Source organism: Streptomyces sp. NBC_00224 (genome assembly GCF_041435195.1).
GTDB lineage: Bacteria > Actinomycetota > Actinomycetes > Streptomycetales > Streptomycetaceae > Streptomyces.
In genome coordinates this window covers 2,050,395-2,066,055 of sequence record NZ_CP108106.1, presented here as the reverse complement: position 1 = coordinate 2,066,055, position 15,661 = coordinate 2,050,395, and the positions used below count along the sequence as shown (strand labels likewise).

At 71.1% G+C, this 15,661-nt stretch carries 14 protein-coding genes and 1 riboswitch; of the genes, 10 read left to right on the top strand and 4 right to left on the bottom strand.

From position 1 onward, the window contains the following. Positions 1–48 precede the first annotated feature (48 nt). The 8 genes from OG965_RS09225 to OG965_RS09190 all read left to right on the top strand — a co-directional run bounded on the left by OG965_RS09225 (position 49) and on the right by OG965_RS09190 (position 6,897). Positions 49–972: a DUF881 domain-containing protein gene (locus tag OG965_RS09225; RefSeq protein WP_371651033.1), complete on the top strand. Its 924-nt coding sequence runs from the start codon at positions 49–51 to the stop codon at positions 970–972. Next, on the top strand, positions 969–1,301 hold the full coding sequence (locus tag OG965_RS09220) for a small basic family protein (protein WP_003970459.1): 333 nt from the start codon (positions 969–971) through the stop codon (positions 1,299–1,301). Before OG965_RS09225 ends, OG965_RS09220 begins: the two co-directional genes overlap by 4 nt. A 5-nt stretch (positions 1,302–1,306) precedes the next feature. Then, the gene (locus OG965_RS09215; protein WP_371651032.1) at positions 1,307–2,197 is read left to right on the top strand and encodes a DUF881 domain-containing protein; all 891 of its coding nucleotides are present in this window, start codon (positions 1,307–1,309) and stop codon (positions 2,195–2,197) included. A gap of 82 nt (positions 2,198–2,279) precedes the next feature. Beyond that, positions 2,280–3,221 carry an FHA domain-containing protein gene (locus OG965_RS09210; protein WP_371656892.1) on the top strand — a complete coding sequence of 314 codons (942 nt, stop codon included), beginning with the start codon at positions 2,280–2,282 and terminating at the stop codon, positions 3,219–3,221. A 58-nt stretch (positions 3,222–3,279) separates the two neighbouring features. Beyond that, the gene (locus tag OG965_RS09205) at positions 3,280–4,023 is read left to right on the top strand and encodes a MerR family transcriptional regulator (RefSeq protein ID WP_371651031.1); all 744 of its coding nucleotides are present in this window, start codon (positions 3,280–3,282) and stop codon (positions 4,021–4,023) included. A 53-nt stretch (positions 4,024–4,076) separates the two neighbouring features. Further along, complete coding sequence (locus OG965_RS09200; protein WP_006123076.1) at positions 4,077–4,550, top strand: bifunctional nuclease family protein; 474 nt, start codon at positions 4,077–4,079, stop codon at positions 4,548–4,550. Between the two features lie 185 nt (positions 4,551–4,735). After that, a complete protein-coding gene (locus tag OG965_RS09195; RefSeq protein WP_371651029.1) occupies positions 4,736–5,365 on the top strand; it encodes a MerR family transcriptional regulator in 630 nt (209 codons plus the stop codon). Between the two features lie 56 nt (positions 5,366–5,421). Continuing rightward, positions 5,422–6,897 carry a DNA polymerase IV gene (locus tag OG965_RS09190; RefSeq protein WP_371651028.1) on the top strand — a complete coding sequence of 492 codons (1,476 nt, stop codon included), beginning with the start codon at positions 5,422–5,424 and terminating at the stop codon, positions 6,895–6,897. Here the strand turns inward: OG965_RS09190 and OG965_RS09185 are convergent. Then, entirely contained in the window at positions 6,810–7,190 is a 381-nt protein-coding gene (locus OG965_RS09185; protein ID WP_371651026.1) for a PRC-barrel domain-containing protein, read from the bottom strand. The genes OG965_RS09190 and OG965_RS09185 overlap by 88 nt on opposite strands. Before the next feature lie 112 nt (positions 7,191–7,302). Then, positions 7,303–7,400, top strand: a riboswitch (glycine riboswitch). Positions 7,401–7,594: 194 nt separating this feature from the next. Between OG965_RS09185 and gcvP the strand changes: the two genes are divergently transcribed. Next, positions 7,595–10,480 carry an aminomethyl-transferring glycine dehydrogenase gene (gcvP, locus tag OG965_RS09180; RefSeq protein WP_371651025.1) on the top strand — a complete coding sequence of 962 codons (2,886 nt, stop codon included), beginning with the start codon at positions 7,595–7,597 and terminating at the stop codon, positions 10,478–10,480. A 134-nt stretch (positions 10,481–10,614) separates the two neighbouring features. Here the strand turns inward: gcvP and OG965_RS09175 are convergent, their stop codons facing one another. Together OG965_RS09175 and OG965_RS09170 are read right to left on the bottom strand one after the other, a co-directional pair. Then, positions 10,615–10,821, bottom strand: a complete 207-nt coding sequence (locus OG965_RS09175; protein WP_067155431.1) for a DUF5999 family protein — start codon at positions 10,819–10,821, stop codon at positions 10,615–10,617. Positions 10,822–11,157: 336 nt separating this feature from the next. After that, entirely contained in the window at positions 11,158–11,745 is a 588-nt protein-coding gene (locus OG965_RS09170) for a hypothetical protein (protein ID WP_371651024.1), read from the bottom strand. Positions 11,746–12,235: 490 nt separating this feature from the next. Here OG965_RS09170 and OG965_RS09165 point away from each other — a divergent pair, with 490 nt between their 5' ends. Further along, positions 12,236–13,756: a glutamate--cysteine ligase gene (locus tag OG965_RS09165; RefSeq protein WP_371651022.1), complete on the top strand. Its 1,521-nt coding sequence runs from the start codon at positions 12,236–12,238 to the stop codon at positions 13,754–13,756. Between the two features lie 19 nt (positions 13,757–13,775). Here OG965_RS09165 and OG965_RS09160 read toward each other — a convergent pair whose 3' ends face one another. Continuing rightward, on the bottom strand, positions 13,776–15,560 hold the full coding sequence (locus tag OG965_RS09160) for a substrate-binding domain-containing protein (protein ID WP_371651021.1): 1,785 nt from the start codon (positions 15,558–15,560) through the stop codon (positions 13,776–13,778). Positions 15,561–15,661 lie beyond the last annotated feature (101 nt).

The window sequence follows — 15,661 nt, the reverse complement described above, 5'->3', positions numbered from 1 at the left end:
GGTGGGGCCATTCGGCGGCAGGGGCGCCGACGTGCGACGATGTGCGGCATGTCGCAGCAGCCCCCCGTTCGGAGCACGCCTTCTCCGCCGTCCCGCCCCGACGCGTCCATGTCGCTGCTGACCAATGTGATGGACCACGCGCTCGACGACGGGTACGCGGAGGCGACGGCCCGGCGCAGGGCCGAGGGCCAGGAGGGCATGCCCCGCACCCTGCGCGCGAAGCTCGGGCTGGCCGCCGGTCTGGTGCTCGCCGCCGTGGTGGTGACGATCGGCGCCGCGCAGGCGCGGATAACGGCACCGGTGGTCGCCAAGGAGCGCCAGGAGCTGATCGGGCGTGTGGAGGCGGAGACCAAGGCGGCGGACGACCTCCAGAAGGAGGTCGACTCGCTGCGCGACGAGGTCGGTGAACGCCAGCGCAAGGCGCTGGAGAAGCACGGCGGTGACCAGGGCGAACTGGTCGCGCTGCTGTCGGGAGCGACCGAGGTGCGCGGCCCCGGTGTGAAGCTGGTCGTCGACGACGCCAAGAGCACCGAGTCGGGCGGGGGTGGCGGTCCGCGCGAGAACAGCAGCTTCTCGGACACCGGCCGGGTCCGCGACCGGGACATGCAGCGCATCGTCAACGGGCTCTGGCAGTCCGGCGCCGAAGCCGTGGCCATCAATGGGCAGCGGCTGACCGCTCTTTCGGCGATCAGGGCGGCCGGCGACGCCATACTGGTCGACAACAGGCCGCTGGTGCCGCCGTACACGGTGCTCGCGGTGGGGGACGGGAAGAAACTCAGCACCGCCTTCCAGGACAGCGCCGACGGTCAGTATCTCCATGTGCTCCAGGAGAACTACGGCATCCGTACCAGCATTTCGGACCAGGGCGAGGTGCGCCTGCCGGCCGCGCCGAGCCTGATCGTACGTACAGCACAGCCGCAGGCCACGGGCGCCGGCAGGGGCGCGGCCGCCACAGGGAAAGGCACATCGTGATCGCCGTACTTGGCCTCGTCGTGGGAGTCGTGGTCGGACTTTTGGTCCGGCCCGAGGTGCCTGCGGTGGTCGAGCCGTATCTGCCCATCGCCGTCGTCGCCGCGCTGGACGCGGTCTTCGGCGGTCTGCGGGCCATGCTCGACGGCATCTTCGTCGACAAGGTCTTCGTGGTGTCCTTCCTGTCGAACGTCGTCGTGGCGGCGCTGATCGTGTTCCTCGGTGACAAGTTGGGCGTGGGCGCGCAGCTGTCGACCGGTGTGGTCGTCGTGCTCGGCATCCGGATCTTCTCCAACGCCGCGGCCATCCGCCGGCACGTCTTCCGGGCGTGAGGCCGATGAGCAGCGAAGACACCCCGGAGCAGGGACCGGATCGCACCCCGCGGCCCGCCGCCGGAAGTACTCCTTCCGTGCCGGAGCCCCCTCGGGCCGACACGCCGAAGGAGCCCGGGACGCCCCCGGCGTCCGAGACGCCCGCCCCCGCGCCCCAGGAGCCGTCGGGACCGCAGCAGACGGGCCGCCAGCGGCTGGCCGCGGGGCTGTGGCCGCCGCGGGTGACCCGGGCTCAACTGATCGTCGCCCTGCTGCTGTTCGTGCTCGGTCTGGGCCTGGCCATCCAGGTCCGCTCCACCAGCGACAACAGCGCGCTGCGCGGGGCCCGCCAGGAGGACCTGGTGCGCATCCTGGACGAGCTCGACTCCCGTACCAAGCGTCTTGAGGACGAGAAGCAGCGGCTGCAAGGGCAGCGCACCGAGCTGGAGACCAGCTCGAACCAGGCGGCGGAGGCGCGCAAGCAGACCCTGGAGAAGGAGCGTCAGCTGGGGATCCTGGCCGGCACGGTCGCGGCGCAGGGCCCCGGCATCACGCTGACCATCATCGACTCCAAGAAGGCGGTCGAGGCGGACAAACTCCTCGACACCATCCAGGAGCTGCGCGCCGCGGGCGCGGAGGCGATCCAGGTCAATGACGTCCGGGTGGTCGCCAACACGTACTTCTCGGACGCCGACGGGGGCATCGAGGTCGACGGCCGGAAGGTCACCGCTCCCTATGTCTTCAAGGTGATCGGGAAGCCACAGGATCTCGAACCCGCGCTCAACATCCCCGGCGGTGTGGTGCAGACTCTGGAGAAGGAGCAGGCCACGGCCACTGTGGTCCGTTCCGAGAAGATCGTCGTAGATGCCTTGCGACCTGCGAAGCGGCCTGACTACGCTCGGTCGTCCTCGCGGTGACGCGGGGCCGCATGCGAGCGACCGCACAAGGGCATGAGCTTGCGGGGGGTCGGCGCACCCAACTCGTGGTGCGTGGTGGAAACTGTTTGGCGGATACGGACGTTGTGAGGATGTCCGGGTCGGCCGGTGTGTTGATTCTGGGTTCGTCCTGCCCCACGGGCGGGTCTGTTTCGGTCAAGGGGAATCGCCCGTGAAGTTGTTTGCGAAGTTGTTCGGCAAGAGCGCACGTGAGGACGGTGCCAGCGGCTCCGCCCGGCATCGTGCCCGAGGCCGTGGACAGGCGGAGGAGCAGGGCGGCGAGCGCCCGCTGTTCCGCGATGAGGTGGGCCGCCCCGGTGGTGACATTCCGGGCGGTCCGGGCGCGTCTTCTGTTGACCCTGCCGGTCCCGGCCGCATAGGTTTCGGGGAATCGTCAAGTACGGGTGGAGGGTTTACGCCCGATCCGTATGCGACCAGCACCCACGCGGTCCAGCCGGGACAGGAGGATCCGTCCATGCCGGTGTGTACGAGGTGCGGGCACAGCAATGCGGCGGCGAGCCGTTTCTGCTCCAACTGTGGCGCGCCGCTGCGCCCGGGCGCGGTTCCCGAGCGTGCCGCGGAGACCACGTCGACGATCTCGATCTCCGGCCTGGAGGCGTACGACTCCGAGGTGACGGGCCAGACGGCACTGCCGTCGCTGTCGCCGGAGGCGCAGGCCGCTGTCGACGCGCTGCCGCTGGGCTCCGCCCTCCTGGTGGTGCGCCGCGGACCGAACTCGGGCAGCCGCTTCCTGCTGGACGGCGAGCTGACCACGGCGGGCCGGCATCCGCAGAGCGACATCTTCCTCGACGACGTGACCGTGTCGCGCCGTCATGTGGAGTTCCGTCGCGGCGCGGACGGCCGTTTCACCGTCTCGGACGTCGGCAGCCTCAACGGTACGTATGTGAACCGGGAGCGGATCGACTCGATCGACCTGTCCAACGGCGACGAGGTGCAGATCGGGAAGTACCGCCTGGTGTTCTACGCGAGCCAGCGCGGCGTCTGACCTTCTTCCAGACTCCGTTCGGGGGCCCCTCAGGGGAAGAACCATCCAGGGAAGGCCCATGCTGCACACACCGAGGGGCGGTGCCGGAAACGGCACCGCCACCGCCGGCGACCGGCTGATGAGCATCGGCACCGTGCTGAACCAGCTGCGCGAGGAGTTCCCCGAAGTCACCATCTCCAAGATCCGCTTCCTGGAGTCCGAGGGTCTGGTGGAGCCCCGGCGCACGCCGTCGGGGTACCGCAAGTTCAGCCCCGAGGACGTGGAGCGGCTCGCCCAGGTGCTGCGGATGCAGCGGGACCACTATCTGCCGCTGAAGGTCATCCGCGAGCACCTCGACGCGCTGAGCCGGGGGGAGCAGCCCGTGCTGCCCACTGCGGGCGGAGCGGGCGATCTCGCGGACGGCGGGGCCGAGGGCGACCCGGAGCGCCGCACGGCGTCGCGTGTGGGGCGTACGGAGCTGCTGGTGGCCGCCGAGGTCACCGAGGCGGAGCTGACCGAGTGGGAGTCCTACGGGCTGATCAAGGCCGGTCCCGAGGGCGGCTACGACGCGGAGTCGGTGAACGTGGCGCGTCTCGTGGCGGACCTGGGCCGATTCGGTCTGGAACCGCGGCATCTTCGCGCCATGAAGGCGGCGGCCGACCGCGAGGCCGGTCTGGTCGAACAGGTGGTCGCACCCCTGCGGCTGCACCGCAACCCGCAGACCAGGGCTCATGCGGAGGCGACCGTCAGGGAGCTGGCGGCGCTGTCCGTGCGGCTCCACGCGGCCCTGGTCCAGACCGCTCTCGGGGTCCGGCTGCACTGAGCCAAGGGGTCCCCGACTACCCAAACCTGCCGGGCACGTCCTAGGGTTGCTGTGTGAACGAGCTCGACGTCGTGGGTGTCCGGGTGGAAATGCCCTCCAACCAACCGATCGTGCTCCTGCGTGAAGTGGGAGGCGATCGGTACCTCCCCATCTGGATCGGTCCAGGGGAGGCGACCGCGATCGCCTTCGCCCAGCAGGGGATGGCTCCGGCGCGGCCGCTGACGCACGACCTTTTCAAGGACGTGCTGGAGGCCGTGGGTCAGGAGCTCACCGAGGTCCGCATCACGGACCTGCGCGAAGGTGTCTTCTACGCGGAGCTGGTCTTCGCCAGTGGTGTCGAGGTGAGCGCGCGTCCGTCCGACGCCATAGCGCTCGCCCTGCGCACCGGAACGCCGATCTACGGCAGTGACGGGGTGCTCGACGACGCGGGGATCGCGATCCCGGACGAGCAGGAGGACGAAGTGGAGAAGTTCCGCGAGTTCCTCGACCAGATCTCGCCCGAGGACTTCGGCACCAACAGTCAGTGAGCCGCTGCGCCGGGAGCCCCGAACACCGGGCGGCTCCGGCGCATTCGAGTAGCCTTTCCCCGAAGAGGGGTACGCGAAACCACTCTCAGGGTGATTATCACTCGGCGTGCCGAGTGTGGCGATCGTTGACGCACCCCGAGTGACTGCCTACCGTCGTGAAGGCAGTTCTAGGACGGAGGGTCGGCGTGAGAAGCAGCGGCGACAGTACGGCAGGGGAGGCCCCCGGACGTCCGGGGGAGAGCGGGCCGTACCCGCCCCCAGGCTCTCGGCCGAGTAGTGAGTACCCCCCTCACGACAGTGCGGCGGACACCGGCACCGACACCGACACCGTCGGATACCGGGGGCCGACGGCGTGCGCGGCGGCGGGGATCACCTACCGGCAGCTCGACTACTGGGCGCGCACCGGTCTGGTCGAGCCCAGTGTGCGTCCGGCGTACGGATCGGGCACCCAGCGGCTCTACAGCTTCAAGGACGTCGTCGTCCTCAAGATCGTCAAGCGTTTCCTGGACACCGGGGTCGCCCTCCAGAACATCCGCACCGCCGTGCAGCACCTGCGTGAGCGCGGCTTCCGTGATCTGGAGCGGATGACGCTGATGAGCGACGGGGCCACCGTCTACGAGTGCTCCTCGCCCGACGAGGTCGTCGACCTGCTCCAGGGCGGCCAGGGTGTCTTCGGCATCGCGGTCGGCGTGGTGTGGCGCGACGTCGAGGCGGCCCTGTCCCAGCTGCACGGAGAGCGGGTCGACACCGGTGAGACGCTGGTCGGGCAGAACCCCACCGACGAGCTCGCCCGGCGCCGCAACCGCGCGGTCTGAGGGGCCGCGGGGCCGCCGGGGGCCGATTGTCAGTGGCGTGAGGCAGCATCGGTGATGTGAGAGCCGCGCCGACCATTCTGCATCTCGACATGGATGCCTTCTTCGCCGCCGCAGAGCAGGCGTCGAAGCCCAGCCTGCGCGGAAAACCCGTGATCGTGGGCGGCCTCGGACCGCGTGGTGTGGTGGCCACCGCGTCATACGAGGCTCGGCGCTTCGGCGCGCGTTCCGCGATGCCGATGGCTCAGGCGAGACGGCTGTGTCCCAATGGCGCGTATCTGGTGCCGCGTTTCGGCTTCTACCGCTCGATCAGCGAACAGGTGATGGAGTTGCTGGGGCGGCTGTCGCCTCTGGTGGAGCCCCTGAGCCTCGACGAGGCCTTCGTGGACCTGGAGGCCGGGGGAGTCGCGTGGGACGCGCAGTCGGCCCGTGAGGCCGGTCAGCGGCTGCGTGAGGACATCCGCGCGGTGACGGGCCTGACGGGGTCGGTGGGGCTCGCCGGGTCCAAGATGCTGGCGAAGATCGCCTCGGAGGAGGCCAAGCCCGACGGGCTGGTGCTCATAGAGCCCGGCACCGAGCGGGCGCTGCTCGCCCCGATGCCGGTCAGGACGCTGCCGGGCGTGGGGCCCGCGACCGGGGAGCATCTGCGCAGGGCCGGGATGACCACGGTCGCGGATCTCGCCGAGGCGGGCGAGGACGAGCTCGTACGGCTGCTCGGCAAGGCGCACGGGGCGTCGCTGCACCGGATGGCGCTCGGGCTCGACGACCGGCCGGTGGTGGCCGAGCGGGACACCAAATCCGTGTCGGTCGAGGACACCTTCGACGTGGATCTGCACGACCGGGTGCGGGTGATGAACGAGGTGGGGCGGCTCGCCGACCGGTGTGTGCAGCGCCTGCGGGCGTCCGGGCACTCGGGCCGCACGATCGTCCTGAAGGTCCGCAGGTACGACTTCTCGACGCTGACCCGGTCGGAGACGCTCAGGGGGCCCACGGACGACCCCGCGGTGGTGCGCGAGGCGGCCGGCCGGCTGCTCGACTCCGTGGACACGACGGGCGGCGTGCGCCTCCTGGGGGTCGGGGTCAGCGGCCTCGCGGACTTCACGCAGGAGGACCTCTTCGCCCAGGCGGCCGGTGAGCGGGAGGCGGTGGAGGAGGCGGCCGTCGAGGCGGAGACGGCTCCGGCCGCCCCCGAGCAGGCGGAGGCGGCGGACCCGGCAGAGCGGCGCTGGGTGGCCGGGCACGATGTGCGCCACCGCGAGTTCGGCCCCGGCTGGGTGCAGGGCAGCGGGGTGGGGCGGGTGACCGTCCGGTTCGAGACGCCCACGGCGACCGTGCCCGGACGGGTGCGGACGTTCCGGGTGGACGACCCCGACCTGGAGCCGTCCGAGCCGCTGCCGCTGGTGGCCGGGCCAGGGGACGCGGAGGCGGAGGCGGGTGGCGCGGAGGGTCAGGTGTCGTCCTCCTCGCCCGCGAGCCGTCCGAAGTCCCGGTCGGGGCCGGGGAGCGGATCGGGGGCGGCGATGTCCAGACCGTAGTGGTGGTAGAGCTGCAGCTCCTGTTCGGGGGAGAGGTGGCGGCCGACGCCGAAGTCGGGAGCGTCCTTGATCAGCGCCCGGTCGTAGGGGATGTGCAGGCCCTCGTCGACGAGGGTGCTGGGCTCCAGCGGGACGAAGGCGTCCCGGCTGAACAGGCCGGTGCGTACGGCGGCCCACTCGGGCACTCCGGTGGCGTCGTCGAGGTAGACCTCGTCCACCGTGCCGATCTTGTTGCCGTTGCGGTCGAACGCCTTGCGGCCGATCAGGCTGCGCGGATCGATATCGGTCTGCACGGTCCCTCCAACTGGTCGCAACTGCTCGTAAGTACTACGAAAGTGCACATCGCGGGCGTCGGCCACTCGAAGGATCAGGGCCTGAACGCGCTGGTACCCTGGCGATGGCTGCTGACCCCGCGCGGGAGAGTCCTTCGGAAAGAAGTCCGGAGGCGCCGAAGGAGCAAATCCTCCCCGGAATCTCTCAGGCACACGTACCGCGCGGACGAGGTCACTCTGGAAAGCAGGACGGGGGACGTGCGGGCATACGCCTGTGCGCGCACCCTTCCTCACCGACGGTGAAAGCCGGGACGCCCCCACGCGCCCCGGTGAAACTCTCAGGTTGAGATGACAGAGGGGGAGGCCGTCCGGGCATCCGCGCCGTGGTGCCCCTCGCAGGTCGTGCAGACCAGGAGGCCTCCGTTATGACCGCCAACCGCATGCCGCTCACCGAGCTAGAGCGTGGCATCCCCTTCGAGCAGCGTCACATCGGGCCCGACGCCGAGGCCCAGGCGAAGATGCTCGCGCAGGTCGGCTACGGCTCGCTCGACGAGCTGACCGCCGCGGCCGTGCCGGACGTGATCAAGAGCGCCGAGGCGCTGGGTCTGCCCGGCGCCCGCACCGAGGCCGAGGTCCTGGCCGAGCTGCGTACTCTCGCCGACCGCAACAAGGTCCTGGCCCCGATGATCGGCCTGGGCTACTACGGCACGTTCACCCCGCCGGTGATCCTGCGCAACGTCATGGAGAACCCGGCCTGGTACACCGCGTACACGCCGTACCAGCCGGAGATCTCGCAGGGCCGTCTGGAGGCGCTGCTCAACTTCCAGACCGTCGTCGCCGACCTCACCGGGCTGCCCACCTCCGGCGCCTCGCTGCTCGACGAGGGCACCGCGGCCGCCGAGGCGCTCGCGCTCTCGCGCCGCGTCGGCAAGGTCAAGGGCGGGGTCTTCCTCGTCGACGCGGACACGCTGCCGCAGACCGTCGCCGTCATAGAGACGCGCGCCGAGCCGACCGGTGTCGAGGTCGTCGTCGCCGACCTGAGCCACGGCATCCCGGCCGAGGTGGCCGAGCGCGGTGTCTTCGGTGTGCTGCTCCAGTACCCGGGCGCCTCCGGCCAGGTCCGCGACCTCAAGCCGGTCATCGACGAGGCCCACGAGCTGGGCGCGATCGTCACCGTCGCCGCCGACCTGCTCGCCCTGACCCTGCTGACCTCGCCCGGCGAGCTCGGCGCGGACATCGCGGTGGGCACCACCCAGCGCTTCGGCGTCCCGATGGGCTTCGGCGGCCCGCACGCCGGCTACATGGCGGTCCAGGAGAAGTTCGCCCGCAGCCTGCCCGGCCGCCTGGTCGGCGTCTCCGTCGACGCGGACGGCAACCGGGCGTACCGCCTGGCCCTGCAGACCCGCGAGCAGCACATCCGCCGCGAGAAGGCCACCAGCAACATCTGTACGGCGCAGGTCCTGCTCGCCGTCATGGCGGGCATGTACGCGGTCTACCACGGTCCGGACGGCCTGCGGCAGATCGCCCGCCGCACCCACCGGTACGCGGTGATCCTCGCCGAGGGGCTGCGCGCCGCCGGTGTGGAGGTCGTGCACGGCTCGTACTTCGACACGCTGACCGTCCGGGTCCCCGGCAAGGCCGCCGAGGCCGTCGCCGCCGCCCGTGACGGCGGGGTCAACCTGTACCTGGTCGACGCCGACACCGTCTCGATCGCCTGCGACGAGACCACCGACCGCGACCGCGTCGCCGCCGTCTGGGCCGCCTTCGGCGCCGAGGGCGACATCGAGGCGCTGGACACCGCGGCCGCGGACACGCTGCCGGGCGCGCTGCTGCGCACCGACGACGTCCTGACCCACCCGGTCTTCCACCAGCACCGCTCCGAGACCGCGATGCTGCGCTACCTGCGCAAGCTCGCCGACCGCGACTACGCGCTGGACCGCGGCATGATCCCGCTCGGCTCCTGCACCATGAAGCTGAACGCGACCACCGAGATGGAGCCGGTCACCTGGCCCGAGTTCGGCCAGATGCACCCCTTCGCGCCGGCCGAGCAGGCCGGGGGCTACCTCACGCTCATCCACGAGCTGGAGGAGCGCCTCGCCGAGGTCACCGGGTACGACGCGGTGTCGATCCAGCCCAACGCCGGTTCGCAGGGCGAGCTCGCGGGTCTGCTCGCGGTCCGCGCCTACCACCGGGCCAACGGCGACGAGCAGCGCACGGTCTGCCTCATCCCGTCCTCCGCGCACGGCACCAACGCCGCCAGCGCCGTGATGGCCGGTATGAAGGTCGTCGTGGTGAAGACCGCCGACGACGGCGAGGTCGACATCGCCGACCTGCGCGCCAAGATCGAGCAGTACCGCGACGAGCTCTCGGTGCTGATGATCACCTACCCGTCCACGCACGGTGTGTTCGAGGAGCACGTCGCGGACATCTGCGGCGAGGTGCACGACGCGGGCGGCCAGGTCTACGTCGACGGCGCCAACCTCAACGCCCTGGTGGGCCTCGCCAAGCCGGGCAAGTTCGGCGGCGACGTCTCGCACCTGAACCTGCACAAGACGTTCTGCATCCCGCACGGCGGTGGCGGCCCCGGCGTCGGCCCGGTGGGTGTGCGCGCGCACCTCGCGCCGTTCCTGCCGAACCACCCGCTCCAGCCGACGGCCGGTCCCGAGACGGGCGTCGGCCCGATCTCGGCCGCCCCGTGGGGCTCGGCGGGCATCCTGCCGATCTCGTGGGCGTACGTGCGTCTGATGGGTGGCGAGGGCCTCAAGCGCGCGACGCAGGTCGCGGTGCTCGCGGCCAACTACATCGCCAAGCGCCTGGAGCCGCACTACCCGGTGCTCTACACCGGCCCCAACGGCCTGGTGGCGCACGAGTGCATCGTGGACCTGCGGCCGCTGTCGAAGTCGACCGGCGTCAGCGTCGACGACATCGCCAAGCGTCTGATCGACTACGGCTTCCACGCGCCGACGATGTCGTTCCCGGTGGCCGGCACGCTGATGATCGAGCCGACCGAGAGCGAGGACCTGAACGAGATCGACCGGTTCTGCGAGACGATGATCGCGATCCGCGCCGAGATCGAGAAGGTCGCCTCGGGCGAGTGGCCCGCCGACGACAACCCGCTCGCCAACGCCCCGCACACCGCGGCGGCGCTCGGCGGCGAGTGGAACCACGCGTACAGCCGCGAGGAGGCCGTCTTCCCGGCCGGGGTCTCGGCCGCCGACAAGTACTGGCCGCCGGTGCGCCGTATCGACGGTGCCTTCGGCGACCGCAACCTGGTCTGCTCCTGCCCGCCGATGGACGAGTACGACAACTGATGTAGAGCCGTCTACGGCTGACATACGTCGGGGCCGGTGCGGGGGTTTCTCCCCGGGCCGGCCCCTTCTTTTCGTGTCGTGCTGTTCGGCTGTTCAGCTGTGCGGTGCGCGTGTCCGTGCCCGGCGGTGCCGCGCTAGGCGGCCTTCGCCACCTGTCCGGCTGTCAGCGCCCGGTGCGGGGCGATGATCCGCCCGTCCGGCAGCAGCTCGCCGGTGTCCTCGAAGATCAGGACGCCGTTGCACAGCAGGCTCCAGCCCTGTTCCGGGTGGTGTGCCACGAGCTGCGCGGCCTCCCGGTCGGCGGAGTCGGCTGTCGGGCAGGCTGGCTGGTGCTGGCACATGGATGCGTTCTTTCGCTGCGTCGTAGTAGTGAGTGTCCTGCGGCTCGATGCGGTCTTCATGGCCGCCCCCCGTTGTTTAAGTCGGTCGGTCCGCTCCCAGTGTTGCCCTACGGGCGTCAATCCGCAGGGATTTCGCGGCACCACTTCCTACTGCATATTGACGCATCACTCGTGCGGCCGGTTCAACTCAACTGCCCAGTCTCTTCGGGTGGTTCGTGGTGGCCGTTACGGGCTAGCCCGTACGGAGGACGCGAACGGGCGCACGGCACAGCGCCCCGGGCCGAAGGGGGCTCCGGAGCGCTGTGGGCTCGTTCCTGCCGGCGGCCGGTCGGCGTGTCAGACCGGCTGGCTCAGCAGTGGCGCGGGGGTGAGCCGCAGGGTCATCACCGGCAGCAGCTCGGAGACCCGGTGCGGGCGGTGGGCGCAGATGCCGGGCGGGGCGGGCGCCAGCGGCACCAGCAGGTCGGCCGGGTCCAGGGCGCCGGAGGCGGGGTCGGCCGTGGTGTCGCGCCGCAGCCACAGGGTGAGCATGTACAGCTCCGGCACCGAGAGCAGCCGGGGCTCGAAGTCCATGGTCAGCGCCTCCGCCTGGCGCAGGGCGTGCTGGGTCGAGGCGATGTAGGGGCCCTCGAAGAAGTGCGAGAAGGCCCAGCCGTCCGGGGTGAGCATGGTGTCGGCGGCCGCGACCGCGCCCTCTCCGTCGCTGATCAGGAAGCGCCAGCCGGCCAGCCGGCTGCGCGGGGCGCGGGCGCTCGGGGTGATCCGGTCCAGCACGTGGACGGGGAGCGGGAGTTCGGGGGTCAGCGGGCCTTGCGCGGATCGCAGGGCGGGGGTGCGCGCCGCGCGGACGGCGGTGGGGGAACCGAGTGCCGCGAGGACGCTGCGCAGGGCGGGCGCGGGGGCCGGGGGAACATGCAGCGGCATGGTGGGTCGCCTCTCACTTCGGAGACACGTTGGTGCGTGGGCGGTGCGGACGGCGCTGTCTGCGGTGATACGGGGTCAGAGGGGGGCCGGGGGACAGTGGCCGGGGCGCCAACTCTCTGCCTCGTTCGCGAAGTTTATACGACACGTGTTCACGGCGCGTTTCATCTAGCTGTCGCCCGTATTGCGGGCAAGTCGCATTCCGGTCCTTGTGATGCGGCATTCATCCCGATTCGCGGAACGGGGTACCGGACTGGCCTGGAAAGGTCCTGTGGCGGCGGTAGGCCGAAACGCGTCGGTGTTTTTCACGATTCCCGAAGTGTTGGTATCCGCATGTTGCTGTATGCCGAATGCATGTGCCTGAGGCCGGTTCGTACCAGCTTACCGGCAGGCTCCCTTCCATGGGGCGTTATGGATCAGTCAGCCTGGGCATTATCGACCGTGACGCACGCGGCCGGCCGGGCCGGCTGCCCATTCGAGGAGGGACGCTTCGATGGGTGAGAAGGTCGTGGCGGGCGAGTTCGACCTGTCCGATCGGCACGCGTACCGGCAGAAGCTCCAGCAGTGCCTGGAGGGGCTGGGGCGACTCCTGACCGAACGGAGGTTCGATCGTCCGAGGAATCTGATGGGCGTGGAGATCGAGCTGAATCTGGTGGGGCCCGACGGTATGCCGCGCATGATGAACGCGGAGGTTCTGGAGCGGATTGCGAGCAAGGATTTCCAGACCGAACTCGGGATGTTCAATCTCGAAGTGAATATCGCCCCGCACCGGCTCGGCGGCCGGGTTTTCGATCAGCTCTCCGAGGAGCTGCGGACCGGCCTCGGGTACGCCGAGCGCAAAGCGGGTGAAGTCGGTGCCGGGATCCTGATGATCGGAATTCTCCCGACGATCAGCCAGCAGGACCTCGTATCCACGAACCTTTCGAATTCCGATCGCTATGTGCTGCTCAACGATCAGATCGTGGCGGCCCGCGGCGAGGATTTCACCCTCGACATCGAGGGCGTCGAACGCCTCGTCTGCACCTCCGGCTCCATCACCCCGGAAGCCGCCTGCACTTCCGTACAGCTGCACCTCCAGGTCACCCCCGCGCGGTTCGCGGCGGTGTGGAACGCGGCGCAGGCCATCGCCGCCGTGCAGATCGCGGTGGGGGCCAACGCGCCCTTCCTGTTCGGCCGGGAGCTGTGGCGCGAGTCGCGGCCGCCGCTGTTCGAGCAGGCCACCGACACCCGGCCGCCGGAACTGCGCGCCCAGGGCGTGCGCCCGCGCACCTGGTTCGGCGAGCGCTGGGTGACCTCCGCGTACGAGCTGTTCGAGGAGAACCTGCGCTACTTCCCGCCGCTGCTGCCCATCTGCGACGAGGAGGAGCCGCTGCGGGTGCTGTCCGCCGGCGGGGTGCCCACGCTCCAGGAACTCGTCCTGCACAACGGGACGATCTACCGCTGGAACCGCCCGGTGTACGGGATCGCGGACGGAGTGCCGCATCTGCGGGTGGAGAACCGGGTGCTCCCGGCCGGGCCCACCATCACCGACGTCATCGCCAACGCGGCCTTCTACTACGGGCTGGTGCGCTCCCTCGCCGAGGACAGCAGGCCGGTGTGGACCCGGCTGCCGTTCGCGGTGGCCGCCGCCAACTTCGAGACGGCGTGCCGCCAGGGCATCGACGCCGAACTGCTGTGGCCGGTGCCGCGCAGGGCGGGCGGCGTCGCGCGCGTACCGGCCGTCAAGCTGGTCCGGGACGAGCTGCTGCCGCTGGCCCACGCCGGGCTCGACGCGTGGGGCGTGGAGCCGGCCGACCGGGACCACTACCTCGGCGTCATCGAGGAGCGCTGCCGGCGCCGCGTCAACGGGGCCTCCTGGCAGGTCGACACGTACCACCGCGCCCTCGACGCGGGGCTGACCCGCGAGGCGGCGCTGGCGGCCACCACCCGGCGCTACCGCGATCTGATGCACGCGGGCGAGCCGGTCCACACCTGGCCGGTGGGCTTTCCGGCGCCGGGGGTGAGAGGCGGGTGAGGGGGCGCGGGCGGGCTTCTCAGCCCGCCCGGCCGCCCTGGCCCACCGTCATGATGGCCTTCAGGATCACCGCCTGGATCTCGGCCGGGTCGGAGACCTGGTACCCCGCGCCGCCGGTGGCCCGGGCGATCTCCTTGACCGCCTCCCCGTCCGCGTCCGGGCCGACCGCGATGGCGATCATCGGCACCGGCTTCGCCGGGTCGGAGAGCCTCTGGAGCCGGGTGATGAGCTCGGCGCGCGAGATGCTGCCGGGGTCCTCGTTGGCGCCGTCGGTGAGGATCACCACCGCGTTGAACCTGCCCTGCCGGTACCCCGCGGTGGCCTGCTTGTACGCGGCGAGCGTCGTGTCGTACAGACCGGTCGCCCCGTCCGGCACCGGCTGGAGCGCGCCGAAGGCGGCGGCCAGCCGGTCGCGCTGGGTGCGCCCGCCCTTGACCGGGTCGCCGAGGCGGGCGGCCGGCACCAGCTCGCGGTAGTCGCGCGAGCCGTCGAGGCGGGTGGCGAAGTCCCACAGACCGATCTCGTCCTCGGTGGTGAACTGCGCCAGCGCCTGGAGCAGTGAGGCCTTGGTGACGTCCATCCGGGAGCGGCCGCCCGCGCCGGGCACGGGCGCGGCCATCGACCCCGAGGCGTCCACGAGGGTGGTGAGCCGGGCGCTCTGCACGATGACCGTCCACATCCCGAGAGCCTCCTGGAGCTCTTTGGCGGACGGGGCCTCGGCGGTGGACGTGGCGTAGGGCTGCGGCGCGGCGCCGCCCGCCTTCTTCACGGCCGCTTCGTCCACCGCCTCGCCGGGTGTGCGGAAGCCGCTGTTCGTGAGCGTCCGCCGGGACTCCGGCTCGCCGAGCAGCGTCAGGAACCGCATCGCGGCGCGGCTGCGGTCGGTACTCAGCCGGTTCTCGCGGACGATCGTGTACGGGTAGTCGAGCAGCGGCGCCCCGTCCTTCGGGTAGAAGAGGTCGAGCCCCCGCCCCGCGCCCCGGCCGGTGTTGTACGCGTACGCCGCCTGCTCCGAGAGGACGACGGCCTGGTTGCGGCGCGGGCTGCCGCTCTCGGTGCCCGAACCGTCCCTGGCGAGCGTGTCGACGACCTGGGCGTCGGTGTCGGAGGTGCGCTGCGAGAGCAGCTTGGCCAAGGCCGCCGCCCTGGTGTCGCCGTCCGCGCCCTGACGGGCCGTGGAGCGCCCGATGCTGCTCAGCGCGAGGAGGCCGACGGCCGAGCGGGCCGGGTCGGCCGCGCCCAGGCGCAGCGCGTCCGAGCGGGTGGCGGCCGCGGCGAGTTCGGCCCAGGTGTACGTGCTGGACGGCCAGCCCAGCGACTTGGCGGCGGGCGCCACCAGCGCGAGCGCGACCGGGGATGCGGCGACGTGGCCCGCGGTGGCGAGCGGGACGCCCTCGCCGCCCTCCTTGGCGCGGTCCACCCACAGCGCCGAGTCCGGTATCCACACCGCGAAGTCGGGGTCGCGGCCCGCGCCGAGCGCGCCGGCCACCTTGTACGACTCGCGGGCGGTGACCCGGACGTCGATGCAGGAGCCGTCGGAGGTGACCTTGTCGGCGCGCGCCCGCTCGGCGACGGACCGGACGGCCGGGGCGACATCGGGGGAGGCGACGAGATCCAGCCGCACCGCGGAGTCCCGGCAGGAGTCGCCGAAGGAGAGGAGTCCGCTGCTGGCGGCGACCGCCGCGCCGCCCGCCACGACGAGTACGAGCAGGGTGGCGACGACGACCGTGCGGCGGCGGTCGGCGGCCGGACGGCCCCGGGTTCCCTCGGTCGCGTACTCGTCGGGCAAGCTGTGACGTCCCATGGCGGTGGTGCCCTCCTTGAATCCTGAACAAGGAAAAAGAGCGACCGCACCGTCGAAATGGCGCTCGCCCCCCGGCCTGTCGCGCGCGATCTTCGTACTTT

What these genes read in the sequence shown, in the direction of transcription:
- OG965_RS09225 (WP_371651033.1), top strand. Translation starts at nt 49, where the DNA reads ATGTCGCAGCAGCCCCCCGTTCGGAGCACGCCTTCTCCGCCGTCCCGC.
- OG965_RS09215 (WP_371651032.1), top strand. Translation starts at nt 1,307, where the DNA reads ATGAGCAGCGAAGACACCCCGGAGCAGGGACCGGATCGCACCCCGCGG.
- OG965_RS09205 (WP_371651031.1), top strand. Translation starts at nt 3,280, where the DNA reads ATGCTGCACACACCGAGGGGCGGTGCCGGAAACGGCACCGCCACCGCC.
- gcvP (WP_371651025.1), top strand. Translation starts at nt 7,595, where the DNA reads ATGACCGCCAACCGCATGCCGCTCACCGAGCTAGAGCGTGGCATCCCC.
- OG965_RS09175 (WP_067155431.1), bottom strand. Translation starts at nt 10,821, where the DNA reads ATGTGCCAGCACCAGCCAGCCTGCCCGACAGCCGACTCCGCCGACCGG.
- OG965_RS09170 (WP_371651024.1), bottom strand. Translation starts at nt 11,745, where the DNA reads ATGCCGCTGCATGTTCCCCCGGCCCCCGCGCCCGCCCTGCGCAGCGTC.
- OG965_RS09165 (WP_371651022.1), top strand. Translation starts at nt 12,236, where the DNA reads ATGGGTGAGAAGGTCGTGGCGGGCGAGTTCGACCTGTCCGATCGGCAC.
- OG965_RS09160 (WP_371651021.1), bottom strand. Translation starts at nt 15,560, where the DNA reads ATGGGACGTCACAGCTTGCCCGACGAGTACGCGACCGAGGGAACCCGG.